This is a genomic window from Marinomonas pontica (assembly GCF_036322735.1).
Taxonomy (GTDB): Bacteria; Pseudomonadota; Gammaproteobacteria; order Pseudomonadales; family Marinomonadaceae; genus Marinomonas; species Marinomonas pontica.
Genome location: NZ_AP027271.1, coordinates 1392154 through 1406326 on the forward strand (window position 1 = coordinate 1392154; position 14173 = coordinate 1406326).

At 43.4% G+C, this 14173-nt stretch carries 10 protein-coding genes and 5 tRNA genes; 8 read left to right on the forward strand and 7 right to left on the reverse strand.

The genetic code is table 11. From position 1 onward, the window contains the following. The first annotated feature begins 27 nt into the window (after positions 1–27). Entirely contained in the window at positions 28–2649 is a 2622-nt protein-coding gene (locus tag AABA11_RS06480; RefSeq protein WP_338266392.1) for a hypothetical protein, read from the forward strand. Between the two features lie 112 nt (positions 2650–2761). Here AABA11_RS06480 and msrA read toward each other — a convergent pair whose 3' ends face one another. Further along, complete coding sequence (msrA, locus tag AABA11_RS06485; RefSeq protein ID WP_338266394.1) at positions 2762–3421, reverse strand: peptide-methionine (S)-S-oxide reductase MsrA; 660 nt, start codon at positions 3419–3421, stop codon at positions 2762–2764. Between the two features lie 274 nt (positions 3422–3695). On the opposite strand from msrA, the gene AABA11_RS06490 reads away from it, so the two are divergent. The 5 genes from AABA11_RS06490 (at position 3696) to AABA11_RS06510 (ending at position 4355) form a co-directional block, all read left to right on the forward strand. Next, positions 3696–3772, forward strand: a tRNA-Met gene (locus AABA11_RS06490). A 46-nt stretch (positions 3773–3818) separates the two neighbouring features. Then, a tRNA-Met gene (locus AABA11_RS06495) sits at positions 3819–3895 on the forward strand. Between the two features lie 74 nt (positions 3896–3969). After that, a tRNA-Met gene (locus AABA11_RS06500) sits at positions 3970–4046 on the forward strand. Between the two features lie 80 nt (positions 4047–4126). Beyond that, positions 4127–4203: transfer RNA gene (locus AABA11_RS06505), tRNA-Met, on the forward strand. Positions 4204–4283: 80 nt separating this feature from the next. Continuing rightward, a tRNA-Met gene (locus AABA11_RS06510) sits at positions 4284–4355 on the forward strand. A 7-nt stretch (positions 4356–4362) separates the two neighbouring features. On the opposite strand, the gene AABA11_RS06515 is transcribed toward AABA11_RS06510, so the two are convergent. Further along, a complete protein-coding gene (locus AABA11_RS06515; RefSeq protein ID WP_338266396.1) occupies positions 4363–5499 on the reverse strand; it encodes an ROK family protein in 1137 nt (378 codons plus the stop codon). 164 nt (positions 5500–5663) lie between these two features. Here AABA11_RS06515 and AABA11_RS06520 point away from each other — a divergent pair, with 164 nt between their 5' ends. Next, complete coding sequence (locus tag AABA11_RS06520) at positions 5664–6884, forward strand: YbiU family protein (RefSeq protein WP_338269636.1); 1221 nt, start codon at positions 5664–5666, stop codon at positions 6882–6884. Between the two features lie 142 nt (positions 6885–7026). Here AABA11_RS06520 and AABA11_RS06525 read toward each other — a convergent pair whose 3' ends face one another. From AABA11_RS06525 to AABA11_RS06545, 5 genes are all read right to left on the reverse strand, one after another. Then, entirely contained in the window at positions 7027–7362 is a 336-nt protein-coding gene (locus AABA11_RS06525; protein WP_338266398.1) for an AzlD domain-containing protein, read from the reverse strand. 1 nt (position 7363) lies between these two features. Beyond that, positions 7364–8086 (reverse strand): AzlC family ABC transporter permease, encoded by a 723-nt coding sequence (locus AABA11_RS06530; protein ID WP_265729287.1) that lies wholly within the window; start codon positions 8084–8086, stop codon positions 7364–7366. 2 nt (positions 8087–8088) lie between these two features. Further along, positions 8089–8613 carry a helix-turn-helix domain-containing protein gene (locus AABA11_RS06535; protein ID WP_338266400.1) on the reverse strand — a complete coding sequence of 175 codons (525 nt, stop codon included), beginning with the start codon at positions 8611–8613 and terminating at the stop codon, positions 8089–8091. Positions 8614–8727: 114 nt separating this feature from the next. Beyond that, positions 8728–10245, reverse strand: a complete 1518-nt coding sequence (locus AABA11_RS06540) for an EAL domain-containing protein (RefSeq protein WP_338266402.1) — start codon at positions 10243–10245, stop codon at positions 8728–8730. 118 nt (positions 10246–10363) lie between these two features. Then, complete coding sequence (locus tag AABA11_RS06545) at positions 10364–11632, reverse strand: hypothetical protein (RefSeq protein WP_265729290.1); 1269 nt, start codon at positions 11630–11632, stop codon at positions 10364–10366. A gap of 324 nt (positions 11633–11956) precedes the next feature. On the opposite strand from AABA11_RS06545, the gene AABA11_RS06550 reads away from it, so the two are divergent. After that, positions 11957–14164 carry a sensor domain-containing diguanylate cyclase gene (locus AABA11_RS06550; protein WP_338266405.1) on the forward strand — a complete coding sequence of 736 codons (2208 nt, stop codon included), beginning with the start codon at positions 11957–11959 and terminating at the stop codon, positions 14162–14164. Positions 14165–14173: the final 9 nt, after the last annotated feature.

Consider the following 14173-nt stretch of genomic DNA (forward strand, 5'->3'; position numbering starts at 1 on the left):
TATTTAACTAGATTTTAACGTTAATAGATGTCTAGTAAAGTCTGGGAAGTCCAGTCCACTATTCCAAATGTTGGCGAAGCGGTTTATGAAGAAGATGGGGTCACCGTTGACCATTACTTAATGTTGAATTCTGGTTATGAAGACTCCTCAGTTCAATTAGAGGCCTTCACCATCAGTTTGGCAGATCAAGATGGATCGGAAACATTAAATACCGTTCTTTCTGGCGCGCCTGAAGGAACGATTATTACCATTGACGGTAAAGAATACGTATTTGACGAAAATGAAACGGTTGATGTTGGTAATGAGACAGACTTCACCAATGTTACTTTGCAGGCGCCAGAAAATTACAATGGAACCTTCACTGTTAGTTTGACTGCCACAGCTACTGAGACGAGTAATGCGGATACGGCAGAGATTTCGAAAGATATCCTTGTGACTGTGTACGCTGTGAATGACGCCCCTGTCATATCAATCACTTCTGGTGATTCTGAGTTTGTAACCGTGTCAGAAGAAGGGCTTGAAAACGGTAACAGTGATTCTGAACAGCCAGTTGAGGCATCTGGTACTGTTTCGATTTCGGATATTGATTCAGCTACGTTTAGTATGTCGCTGGTTGCTCCTACAGCTGTTTACACATCTAATGGCGTTGAAATAACTTGGGCAATCAATGGTGATGGTGATTTGGTCGGTAGTGCTGGCGACGACACTATTGTCACCATCAGTATTACGGATGTGGTTGATGGTAAGGCAACGTATACAGCGACATTGACTGGCTCGGTAGATCATGCTGATCCTACAAGTGAAGATTCGCTTTCTATTGATTTTGGTATTGTTGCTACGGATGGTTCAGGGGCGGTGTCTACTCAGCAGAATGTTTCTGTTGTTGTAGAGGATGATGCGCCTGAAAGTTCGGCGGATTTGTATTATTCAACCATTTTAGGGGAAGGGAATGATGCAACGGTCAATGGAACTTTTAATCTTGCAACCAATGAAGGTTATAAGAACTCTATTTGCCTTTCTGATTCAAGCACTGGTGGCACTATAACTATTACTGCTAAAGGTGTTGCAGGCAGTGATCAGGCTTGGGTTTACAGTGATGACAATGGTATTGGTGTGGCTTCTTATGATGTCAATCATTCTAAAGATCATGGAACCACTTACCATCAAGAAGCCCGATATGATGGTGAAATTGATTATGTCTACAATGATGGTCAATGGTCATCTGAGCAAATCATCGTTTCATTAGGTGAGGGCGAGGTTGCTTATTCCGCTAGTGTTGAATTCACAGATATGTATGGCGGTGAACTCGAATCGGGCGTTGCGTATTTCTACCGCGATGGTGAGCTAATTGCGACTCAGACTTTTAGCTCTGACCAAAATAGTGGAGATTATGCGACTAATTTTTCTGTTTCAGAGGGTGGGTTTGATAAGATCGTATTCGAAGCAACCGCCAATGGAAACAGTGCTGGTAGTGATAATAGTGACTTTTCAATTAAGTCTATTACCCTGGGTGGTAGCTCAAGCAGTGAGCCTATCTCTACTGCATCAGGTAAGATTGTTGGAGATTTTGGTGCAGATGGATTGGGATCTATTAGTCTTACATCTGGTGAAGCTGGCACATCAAACGGTAGGGCTGTTACAGTTAATGTATCTACAGATGGTAATACTATTACAGCGATAGATTCTAATGGCACTGTCGTGTATGAAGTTCACCTTACTCCAGCAACAGGCCTTTGGGAATTTTATCAATACGAGGAGTTTGACGCTGGCAATGGAGTCATTGATTTTACCTACACTGTCACCGATGCTGACGGTGACTCGGCAGTAAGTACATTGCATTTGAATATGAGTACTTTCTTCGAAAACGTAGCGTCCAATTTAGACTCTAATCTTGCATGGTTTGAATCTAATACAGGCATTGAAGATGCAACGCCAGACTCGCTTCAGGCAAACAATACAACGACATGGAATGATGGTGATGATGGATCAGATATAACAGGGACGAGTAATAGTGACACCATAGATGGTAATGCTGGTGATGATCATATTAAAGGTATGAATTCACAAGATACGCTAATTGGTGGCAGTGGATCTGATTGGCTTGAAGGTGGGGATGGCGACGATAAACTATATGGGGGTGAGCAAACCACTTCTAATAGTTCTGGTAGTTCTTCTGATCGATTAGACGGTGGTGCAGGCCAAGACAAACTATATGGCGGTGGCGGCGACGACTTCTTACTTGGTGGCGACGGTACAGATACATTATTTGGTGGTGATGGTAACGACGTGCTTATTGGAGGACAGGGTCAAGACACGATGACGGGTGGTGCCGGTCAAGATTTGTTTATTTTGACTGATGATGGTGTGGATACCATTACGGACTTCAATTCCTCTGAAGATGCATTGGATATAAGCGATTTGCTGACACTGCCTAGTGATGTGAATAGTGCAGACCAAGACGCTGTAACGGCTTATTTGAATCAACATGTTGAAATCAAGGATGGTAAGATGAAAGTTGATGGCGATGATGTTGTTAGTTTTGGAACAAGCTCGGATCTTGACTCCAATGACAGTGGTAGCGTCACCACTGCAGACTCCATCAAGGTCATCTACAACGACCAAGAGTACAACATCAATATCGATGGTTAATCTGGGTCTAAATAGACGTTACTAAAAAAGGCCGAATCGTTTTGCGATTCGGCCTTTTTTTCGTTTTTGTAACTTGTTCTGTTTAGAAAGTGATTTTCCTATTACTTAAACATTACACGCCTAAGCCGATAGGGCAGCTCACCCCCGTTCCTGCTAGTCCGCAGTAACCGTTCGGGTTCTTGTGAAGATATTGTTGGTGATACTCTTCAGCAAAGTAGTAGGTATCGAGTGGCTCAATTTCGGTGGTGATCATACCGTGGCCTGCACCGAGTAGTTCTTTTTGAAAGGCGGCTTTGCTGGCTTCCACGATTTCTATATCTTTATCATTGGTTGTGTAAATGACTGATCGATATTGGCTACCTATGTCGTTGCCTTGTCGCATGCCTTGTGTCGGATCGTGATTTTCCCAGAATACCTTGAGCACGCCTTCTAGAGAGATAATAGAAGTATCAAACACAACTTGCACGACTTCGCTGTGTCCTGTTTGGCCTGAACACACTTCTTCGTAGGTTGGATTGGGTGTAAAGCCGCCAGCATAGCCAACCGAGGTGACGATAACGCCAGGAGTGTTCCATAGCTTGCGTTCGGCACCCCAGAAACATCCCATGCCTAAAGTGACGTCGGATTCATTAGGGTTTTCTGCTCGTACAAAAGGTTCGCTGTTAACGGCGTGTACCCCTGAGATTGTTAAAGGTGTGCTTCTGCCAGGTAGGGCGTCGGCTTCAGCGGGAATCGCTGATTTTTTAAGAATAGCTTCAATGTTGCTGGGCATGAATGCCTCCTAACGTATTAGTCTTATCTGTATCTTGATCTTCAGTTACGATTGTCGTCACAAAAAGGATTGATTAACGCACTCTGCATAGTGTTTGCTAGACGAGCTTAGTTACACTACATAATGAGGGGGAAAGATTTATTTTCAACTATTATCGTGTTGTTCTCTTGCAGGGCTTGACTCTTATATTAATGTGCCTATAATACGCACCTCGTTAGCAAGGGTTGCAGGTTTCAATTAACTGCAAAGCGTTTTTTTGGTAACGAAGATTAGTCGCGGGATGGAGCAGTCTGGTAGCTCGTCGGGCTCATAACCCGAAGGTCGTTGGTTCGAATCCGGCTCCCGCAACCAACTAATCAAACGAAATTGTTAGTGATTTTTGAAAGAATTAATTTGTCGCGGGATGGAGCAGTCTGGTAGCTCGTCGGGCTCATAACCCGAAGGTCGTTGGTTCGAATCCGGCTCCCGCAACCATTCAATTTAATTTAGTCACAACATTTGAAAGTTAAAGAAGATAAAGTCTAAGCTAAATCTATAGTTTAGTATGTCGCGGGATGGAGCAGTCTGGTAGCTCGTCGGGCTCATAACCCGAAGGTCGTTGGTTCGAATCCGGCTCCCGCAACCAATTAGAGCCACTCTATTTTGGTTACGTATTTTATCTTTCATTTCTTTAAATAAGTTATTTATATCAATAGCTTATCATGTCGCGGGATGGAGCAGTCTGGTAGCTCGTCGGGCTCATAACCCGAAGGTCGTTGGTTCGAATCCGGCTCCCGCAACCAATTAGAACCACTCTATTTTGGTTACATATTTCATCTTTCATTTCTTTAAATAAGTTATTTATATCAATAGCTTACCATGTCGCGGTATGGAGCAGTCTGGTAGTTCGTCGGGCTCATAACCCGAAGTTCAAAGAAAGCGGCTCCCGCAACCAACTAAAATCAGTCTAGTTTGGCCACAGTGTTGTGTTCATAGAGTCGATAAAAACCCAGTTGGGCGATGTTATTGTCTTCATCAATTAATCCAAGTGAAAGCAAAGCCAGTTGATGTGCGCCTATTGCTGCTCCCGCTAACGACGCGTTATCCGGAGCCTGACTTAATTGAATGCTTATGTTTGGTAGAGCAATGTTAAGTTGCGCGGCAATGGCAAAATAATTTGCCGGATCAACGGCAATTGGTCCTCCTAGTATCAACGTTTCGGGATGTGTTATTTGGCACGTTAAACGAATCGCTTCAGTTATTTCTTCAATCAGCTGTCTGTCTATATTTCCCGGTTTTAATAGGGCGTTATTGATTGTCGTCCCCTGATAGCAACTTTCTAATAAATGCTTGCCGTTTTTTAGCGTTACATAGCCAATTTCCCCTGCCATGCCGTTGTGTCCTCGAATTAGTTTGCGTTCAAAAAACAGTCCGCAGCCAATGCCTCGTCCAAGAAATACGTAGATGAAATTGTCCAATTGGGTTATCTCCCGTTCAAACAGGGTTGCCCAATTTACATCGTTGTCGATTACAACGGAGCAATGAAATGCATCTTCAAGTTGTTGGATAAAATGGATGTCTTGGGCAACTGGAAATGGAGAGTTGGGCATTCTCACGACACTGCCATCTTTTGGGTGAATAGGGTCGGCAACAGATAGGCCAATAGATAATAAAGGCGGTGTTGTATTTATCATTATTCCTTTAATGGCGGTCAGTAAATCCTTTGTATATTCGGCTGAAGTTCGTCCTTCAGAGTAGGTTAAGTGACGAGACTGACATTCATTTCCTTGTAAGTCGGACAGTGTCAATTGTATGGAAACATCGTCGAGCACAATGGCGAGTGATGCACCACGTTGTTTATTTATTTCGTACAGCACTGAGGGTCTTTTTGATGACTTGGTGTCCTTTTTGTGGCATTCGACAATCACTTGGCGTGCCAGAAGCCGTTGAGCTGACTCTGAAATGGTGGGCTTAGATATTCCTGTTTGACTAGCAATTGCCGCTCTGGACAGTACGCCTTGATGGCGAAGACAGTCAATAAAGGCGCGGTCGGTATTCATCGCTAAACTGCTAGGTTTATGCGCAATTGTTTTTGGCAATGAGGTTGTCCTTGATGTTGATAGAAAGATTTTACTTTACTTGAAGGTTGCTCAAGGTTAATCTGATTTAACAAGTTAGGAAACTTTACTTATTTATTTTGAGGTGTGCCTTGACAACAATTAAAAAGCTCCCATATTCCTCGCATAGCGTATTACCAAGTGATGTGCAGCGGTCCATACGAGAAATGAAAGTCAAATGGCGAGAGTCAATCGGAGACGTGCCTGCGTTGATGGCGACAATTATGGCGGACTTAGAAAATGAGATTGAAGACATCGAACGCAGTCAGGCTCAAGGAAAGAGTGTTTGGCCAGAAATAACCTACGAACAAATTCACAGGCAAACGGTGCCAGAGTCAATAACAGCGTTGATCAAAAAACGGGGATGCGCAGTTATTCGGGGGCATTTTTCACCTGAACAAGCTCAGCAGTGGGACGAGGCTTTGGTGGAGTACGTAGATAGAAATGATTTCGACAACCAATATCGTGGCCCAGGCGATGATTTTTTTGGAACATTGAGTGCGTCGAGACCAGAGATTTTTCCTATTTATTGGTCATCTTCGCAAATGGAGGCTCGACAAAGTCATCGCATGCATGAAGTGCAACACTTTTTGAATGGCTTTTGGAAAGTGGAATCCGAAGGGCGGCGATGGTTCGATCCAACGGTGAGCTATATTTATCCTGATCGTGTACGTCGCCGTCCACCAGGGACAACGTCAAATGGTCTTGGGCCTCATACCGACTCTGGAGCGTTGGAACGTTGGTTATTGCCAGCTTATCAGCAGGTATTTCGTCACATTTTGGCTGGTCAATACGAATTGTATGACCCTTGGGATGCAGCGTATCGCCCTGATGTTAACGAGTACGAAGGAGGGACAACAAAGTGTTCTGCGTTTCGCACTTTTCAAGGTTGGACAGCATTGTGTGACATAAAGCACGATCAAGGGGTTTTGTTTACTATTCCACTGCCTGCCGCGATGGCGTATTTACTGGTACGACCTTTACTGGAAGACGTGGCAGAAGATGAGTTATGTGGTGTCTCACCACGTCGAGTTCTTCCTGTTGATGAAAAATGGCACAGTTTACTATTGCGGGCTAAAGCGCTAATTCCGGATCTGACAGCGGGAGATTCGGTGTGGTGGCATTGTGACTTGATTCATGGTGTTGCCCCGGTTAAGAATCAGCAAGGTTGGGGAAATGTTATGTACATACCTGCAGCACCAGGTTGCGAAAAGAATCGTCGCTACGCTCAGCAGTGTGCGGAAAATTTTAAAAAAGGGCGTTCACCGGATGATTTTCCAGAAGAGCATTACGAAGCGAATTGGCAAGGTCGTTTTCAATGGGAGGAGTTGAGTGAATTCGGCAAAGAGGGTTTTGGTGAAGTTTGATCCATAGCTAAGTAAGTGGTTCAATGAGGCGAGGGTGTTTTACTGACGCCCTATCTTTGCCAACCTTTTTCTAAAACAACAGTGATAAAAGATTAAGGCCATCGTATTAATGATGTACTTCATATTTGTCTTGTTGTTTTTCTTAAAACCAGAGTGTTATCACGCCAAATACCATGACGCCAATGAGTATTGGCCAGCCCATAGATCGAGTTCTTGTCCACACGAGAAAAGTGGTCAATGTCCCGACGGCGGTGGCAACCCAAGATAATGTGTCAGGATGCGCTGGCACCAGTGATGTACCAAACATGGCAGCAATCATTGTCGGCCCTAAAACGGTTAGCCAAGTTGGCATGTTACTGATTGCTCCGTTGTTTTGGCTTTTCGCGAGTTTTTGTTTCATCCAAAGGTACGGCAGTACCCGAATGAAATACGTACCCAAAGTAATACAGACTAAAGCGATCCATAGAGAAGTATTCATATTAGTAACCTGTCGCAATGCGTTGATTTTTTAGAGCATAGAACACAACAGCGCCGCAAATGGCCGCAGCGGGAATGGCAATGTTTGGGAAGCCTAGTACTTTCAAAGTGAGGGCGCCTATGGCCGATGCCGCTATAGTCAAAGCCCAAAGTGGGTTATTGCATCGTGGAATAATAAGCACCAAAAAAAGCGCAGGTAAGGCAAATGGTAAAATGTCATTTATCATTGGCCAACGTTGCGTTAATTCGCCGCCTGCGATCGCACCCAGTGCGGTACCGCCGATCCAGCTAAACCAAGCCAATACCGCCGCTCCTGTATACCAGCCAATTCGTGCTTCGCTGGGTAATTGTGGTAAGCGTGCGTGCGCCAGCGCAAAAATTTGGTCGGTCAATCCATGCATAAGTAGGACCCATCTGCTGTCTTTATCAAGATAAGGGGCGATATTCGGGCCATACACCACGTGTCGAGCGTTGATGAGCAGTGTCATGACCACAACTAGCCATAAAGGCGCGCCAGAAGCGACCATGGCGACAAATAAAAATTGTGATGCTCCTGCATAGATAAAGGTAGAGATCAGTATGGTTTCTAGCACACTAAAGCCAGACTGCATGGAAATGAGTCCGAACGATATCGCGACGGGAATATAGCCTCCCAATAGAGGGATGGCGTCTTTGATTCCTTGTACCCAAGGTGAGCGGAATAAGGGTTGAATAGTCGTGCTCATATTTATGATTCCTGCTTTGGGTAGGTAATGACCATCAGGAGCGTGGCCCATAGGTCGCCCGTTTGATAACAATGAGGTTTGTCTGCTGAAAAGGTAAGTGTTTCCCCAGCGGCAAGCTGCTGCAACCGATCACTTTCTCCTGCTTGAATCGCCCCACTGATGATCGTGATGGATTCCTTTGTGCCTGTTAAGTGCGGTTCGGACTGCTTTATTGTGTTGGGTGCGCAAGAGACCCAATACACGTCTACTCTCGGGTTATCGCTACCTTGGTCAATGAGTTTCACTTGCACGCCATTTTCACCCAATGGAGACTGGACTCTGGCGACAAGATCTCCAAAGGGGACTTGTAACTGAACGGCAAGGCGCCAAATGGTTTCTAGCGTAGGATTGCCGTCACCTTGTTCTATTTTGGATAAGTTCGACTTTGCTATACCGGCGTCTTGGGCGAGTTTGGACAGCGATAGACCTTGTGCTAGGCGCAGATTTTGTAGATTGCGGCCTAGAGAATTGAGGATGGGCTTGTTCATTTTGGCTCTCAAACTGTTCTATATAATGAACGTTCTATATATAGAACAGTGAGTTGTCAATTGATTTCAAAAAAAAGTGTGTATCAGTGGGCGTTTTCATTGTCAAAAACCGTGTTATAAAAAAATCTTTCTAAAATATTCAGGTTTCATTGGTTTGCCAAATAAGTACCCCTGACCATAGTCTATGCCTAATTTTATTAATGCCGCTTGTTGTTCTCCGTACTCTATTCCTTCAGCGACAATGGCAACATCGATCATCTTAGAGATGCCAACGATGTGGGGAATGAGGCTGGATCTAATTGCACCATCTTCCATTTCTGAGACAAAGGTTTTGTCTATTTTGAGAATGTGACACGGAAATTCTTTGAGCTCTCTGAGGTTTGAATAACCGGTTCCGAAGTCGTCAATAGCAATCAAATAGCCATTTGATCTGAGTTTATTTAAAACTTCTACACTGGATAAGTTGGATAGTTTTTCATCTTCGGTGACTTCGATGACAAAGGTGAAATGCTCATTTTTCAGCCAATTTTTCTCTAGGATTTCTAATATAATTCCTGAGTCTATGTCTTGGGCGAAAAAGTTAAAACTGACTTTTAAGTTGTCTCCGCTTCTTTTTAAATGAGGAGCATCCAGTGAAAACTGGTTTATGATCTTTTTCGTGAAGTTCCAAGTCCTTCCTCTTTTTATAATGATTGGAATAAAGTCTGCAGGGGACAGCTCGCCTTTATCGTCTCTAAATCGTGCTAGTACTTCACAGCCTACTACTTTTCTGCTCTCTAATGCGACAATGGGCTGATATAGACAATAAAAGCAATTTTTTCGAATGCCACGGATGACTCTAGACTCGATAGAACGATACCTTTCAAAGAACACCAACAACAAGATAAAAGAAATGATGAAGATGAGAAATGAGCAAATAAACCAGATGAAAATCATGGTGCTGGATGTTTTGTAAAACAGCTTCTTGGTTGAAGAGATTGCAAAACAGTAGCTGATGCTGTCAGAACACTTTAATGCGTTGATGTCATTAGCATGTCGTCCTAACTCGACTTCCTTAAACAAATTAGGGGTGCCTTCAATGTGCCTCTTGGTGTCTTTCTCAAGAAAAATGAGTTCCCAACTAGCATCAATAGCCGTGAGATGTTTTAAAAATACTTCTGAAATAACCGCGGTAAATTTATCTTGTTCGATGGTTATAGCATTTTTCTCGAAGTCAAAAATGGAAAGTGGTGTATTAAGCCACACACTGATTTTTTTTGGTCCGATAAAGTCAGGCGATGTTTTTTTCGTTGTCCGTGTATTCTGGATTCCCACATTACAAATTGAGTTAGCGCTTTCTTTGAAGCTGATTCCTTTGATGTATTGAGAATCAAACAACGTCTTTTGCATTTCTTTTAGGGTTATTGGGCCGCAACCTACAACATTCAGAGAGTTCAGATACAATAAGGTGACTTGTGCTTCTTTTACTACATCTTGTATTTTGGTTAATGCTTGATCGACTTGTTGGTCTAGTTCCTTTCTGAATTGGTTTTGTAACGCGAACAAACCTAAACTAAAAAAAACTGACATCATAAGGGTGCTAATGATTATCACTAACGCCCAATCTTTAATAGAAAGGTTATATTCTTTCATAGTCGCTCTTTAATAAGGATACAGAAAAGACCATTGTTACTATAGTGATAGACATTCAAATGAGCCAATTTCTTTTCAACTACCGATATAGATTTTAGGTAAAATGTTTATCAGCATATTATGCACCTAAACCTATCCAGTTAACGGCGCTGCAAAGTAGCCACATGAAAATCGCGTAGTGCAAGCTATTAGAAACAATGGTTTTCGTGGGAATGTCATAACGACTGGTCATTAATAGCCCTAAACCTGTTAACCCACTGCTGCCAGCCGAAATAGCCCATGCACTTAAAAACAAAAAGCCCAATTGAGTTGGGTCAGGGTTCAACGGTAACAACATTGGGCTAGCAATTGCGATGCTTACCACTGGATGTACGCCAATGATGCCGACTAAAATCATGCCAGCTAGAACAAATGAAAATAACAACGGACTAAAGGTAAAACTGTCTAAATTGAAAACCGCTGGATAACACAAAATAATCGCACTGATGCCACTAGAAAAAATGCCAGCGGCTAAAAATAAAGCAAATTGGCTGCCTATTTGAGGGAGTTTGTGGTTTACAAAATGGAGTAAACTCTGTTTTCGAGAGGCCGTTTTCATGAGCAAAATAGTGGCGCTGGGTGCCAGTAGGCAAATTAAAACCAGTATGCTGATGCTGGGCCAAATAAAATGAAAAAGTATTACGGAAGAAGCGAGAAATATGGGAATAACAAGACTCTCCCGTTGGATTGGGTAGCCATTAAACTCGCCTTTCGTCCGTCGGTAGGCCTCGATGCTAGAAAAAATGATAGCGACTAAACCCATAGCCAAACCAGGAATAAGGGTCTTCTGCCATTGCATACCAGGGGCGTAGATTAACGCCACACCGGTTGCGACGAAAAAGGGCGACCACCAGGCTGCTGCAGAAAAATTGCGCGTTAGGATGAATTGTTGTACCGGTGTTAATTTGATGGCCGCTTTCATGCGGTCTGCAAACACCAGTATGACCGATAAGTTTATGACGGCTCCCAATATTTGTACGCCTAGGGCTGTGTTGAGTATGGCGCTAAAACCTGTAGGTAATTGACGTTTTTTATCTACTGAGTTGGTGAGATCTAAAAAAGATACGGCGACAAACATCGCGAGCATGGGCAAATTCACCGCAAAAACTTGTTGCCAAGTCATCCATATGCCTTGTGAACCTGCAAAAAGTAATGAAGCGCTGCCAATAACCATTAGCCAAGAGACTTGACGTTTCGCGCTGGCAGCCAAGGTGTGCCACATTGCAAAATTAGCTCCCCAAGCAAGTAAAGTGGGAAGTAATACAGATATAAGCTGAGTGACGGATAATAAGTAAAACAATAATGTGCTAAGAACCAGCCAGCCTGTATATTGTTTTAATAACATCATTTTTCGTCTGTCCTTGTGTCTTGCTAGATTCGAGATCTGTTCGAAAGGGATATTCAGTGGTTTCTAGGGTGTTTATTGTTTTTAAATAGTGCGGTATCTAGAAGCGGCGAGCAAGTGAAAGGGACACAAATGGGGGATATTTCACGCTGCTGCAGAGCAGATAATAAACCTGTCATTAAACCGCTTTAAAGTGGGATTGTTGGGCGAATCATCTCTTGTGGTGTATTTGAATGGATTACTTTAAAAAACCATCAAAAAAAGCTAGAGTGTTTGATTAATTAAAATCATATTATTTCCTTTATTTTGTAAGAGTTGAGTCATATCTTGAAGAGATTGCGCCGTTCTATTTTTAGTTTAATCACTGCATTTTGCCTTGTTTTGGGTGTTTTATCCTCTTCATTGCTGTTTGCTCAAGATGTTGCTTTGGACTCTGGCTGGGAATACGCATGGGGCGATTCACCATTTGATTCGAATGGTGTGCCATTATGGGCGCAAGAAAACAGTAACGTGGAATGGTTGCCAATTGACTATCCTGCTAACCCTCAAGGTCGTGGTGCGTTTGAGAATATTTGGTTTCGTGTGACCTTGCCTGATGTGCCGCTAAGAGACCCTGTTTTTTATGCGTCTAGCATCGATTTATTGGTCGAAGCGTACATTGATGGGAAGAAGATTTATCAGCATGGTGAATTTGATCATCATGGGGCTGGCGAATTTGCAGGCTGGCCTTGGCATATGATTATTTTGCCTGAGGATTTCGCTGGAAAAACACTCTATTTTCGGGTGTATTCAGATTATTTCAGTATCGGGTTCTGGGGTGAGCAAAAACTCAGTGAGCGAGTGGACGTCTTATCCCAAGTGGTTAAATCGTCGTACTCCGGGATTATTGTGGTTGGTGTCTCGATATTTATTGCGTTGATGGCGTGCGTATTCGCTATATTTCGAGCTCAGCGTTGGCAGTTTCTGAGTGTAGGATTTTTCTCCTTGGCCGCCGCAGGGCTGATGTTGGGTGACACACCTGTGACGAAACTTATTTGGAATAAGCCGCTTATGTGGGACTACATTGGTGCTTATGCGTATTTCCTACTGCCCATTCCGATGTTTATGCTGTTGGCTGAATGGCTATCCAAAGCGGATTTAGAGGTTCGACATTTTCAATGGCTGTGGAAATTTCATCTGGTTTTCTTAGTGGTTGCTGGGCTGGGCAGCTTGTTAGGTGTGGTTACGGTGACTCAGTTATACCCTGTTTTTGATGGTATCTTTATTATCACGTTGCTGATGTTGATCGTATCTGTTTTGTTTGTTTTTCATCGCGTTAGTGTGGAACAAAAAGTGCTGATCTTGGCCTATTTTGGTTTTTGTGCGGTCATGTTGCTAGACATGGCGGTCGCTCACGCTTGGATTTCGTGGATTAGTGTGCCAGTGTCTAACGGCGCTATCTTTTTCTCGGTTGTGATTATCGGGTTATCATTTAATCATTATTTATCCTCTCAGCGCCGTTTGACGACATTAAATGCTTCTCTAGAATCAGAGGTCGTTATAAGGACTGAGCAGCTGATCCAGCTTGCGGACAAGGAAAAGTCTCGAGCGGAAGGCTTGCTGTTTCAACAAACTAAGTTAGAGCTTGCCAGCGATATTATTTTGGCACTTGAAAGCTCTCGTACATTAGACGTGGGTATTGAAAAAATTGGAAATGCGATCGCTGAGCTTTGCCAACCGTTTTCTGGGGTGTTTAGTATTGCTAAGGACGATGGTTGGCAACAGGTACAATGTTGGGGGCGTGACATGGCCATGTTTGTTCCCAGTGAGACTGAAGTAACGAAAGTCCAGTTTGACGATGAACACGGTGTTTTTCCCTTTAAAATAGCAAACCAGCAAGGTGTTGTGAGCTATGTTGCTTTACTGCAAGTCAGGGTGACGGATGAGCCAAATGGGTATTCAGTTGAACGCTTTATGAAACTGGTGCAGAGGGCAGTGGAAAAAATCAGTATCACTTTGGCTAACATCGCGTTACGGGAAGAGTTACAACGCTTTTCATACGAAGACATGCTCACCAATTTGAAGAACAGACGATTTTTTTCAGAAGTGATGGAGTATGAAATCGCTTCAGCTGAGCGCAATAAAGAGCCATTGTCCTTGCTTATTTGTGACATTGATCACTTCAAAAAATTTAATGATACATACGGACATCCGGCCGGAGATGAAGCGTTAAAAGCCCTTGCCGGTTTGCTGAGTGGTTTCTTTCGTCAGGCGGATATTGTCTGTCGCTTAGGTGGGGAAGAGTTCGTGGTCATCATGCCAAGAGCCAGAGGCGGTGACTGCTTGCGTCGTGCTGAAGAGCTAAAAATAGCCGTTGAGAATACCCAGATACTTTACGAAGGGCAAACGTTGGAAAGCGTGACTATTTCAATTGGTATTGCCAGCTGGCCAGAATTAACAGAAGACCCGCAGCAACTCTTTCAGCAAGCAGATCTTGCGCTATACGAAGCAAAAGAGAGTGGCCGGAACTGTATTCGTATGGCAAAACTGAATTAAAGAATGGGT

Coding starts and splice junctions, on each gene's coding strand:
- AABA11_RS06480 (WP_338266392.1), top strand. CDS start 28: ATGTCTAGTAAAGTCTGGGAAGTCCAGTCCACTATTCCAAATGTTGGC.
- msrA (WP_338266394.1), bottom strand. CDS start 3,421: ATGCCCAGCAACATTGAAGCTATTCTTAAAAAATCAGCGATTCCCGCT.
- AABA11_RS06525 (WP_338266398.1), bottom strand. CDS start 7,362: ATGAATACTTCTCTATGGATCGCTTTAGTCTGTATTACTTTGGGTACG.
- AABA11_RS06530 (WP_265729287.1), bottom strand. CDS start 8,086: ATGAGCACGACTATTCAACCCTTATTCCGCTCACCTTGGGTACAAGGA.
- AABA11_RS06535 (WP_338266400.1), bottom strand. CDS start 8,613: ATGAACAAGCCCATCCTCAATTCTCTAGGCCGCAATCTACAAAATCTG.
- AABA11_RS06540 (WP_338266402.1), bottom strand. CDS start 10,245: ATGAAAGAATATAACCTTTCTATTAAAGATTGGGCGTTAGTGATAATC.
- AABA11_RS06545 (WP_265729290.1), bottom strand. CDS start 11,632: ATGATGTTATTAAAACAATATACAGGCTGGCTGGTTCTTAGCACATTA.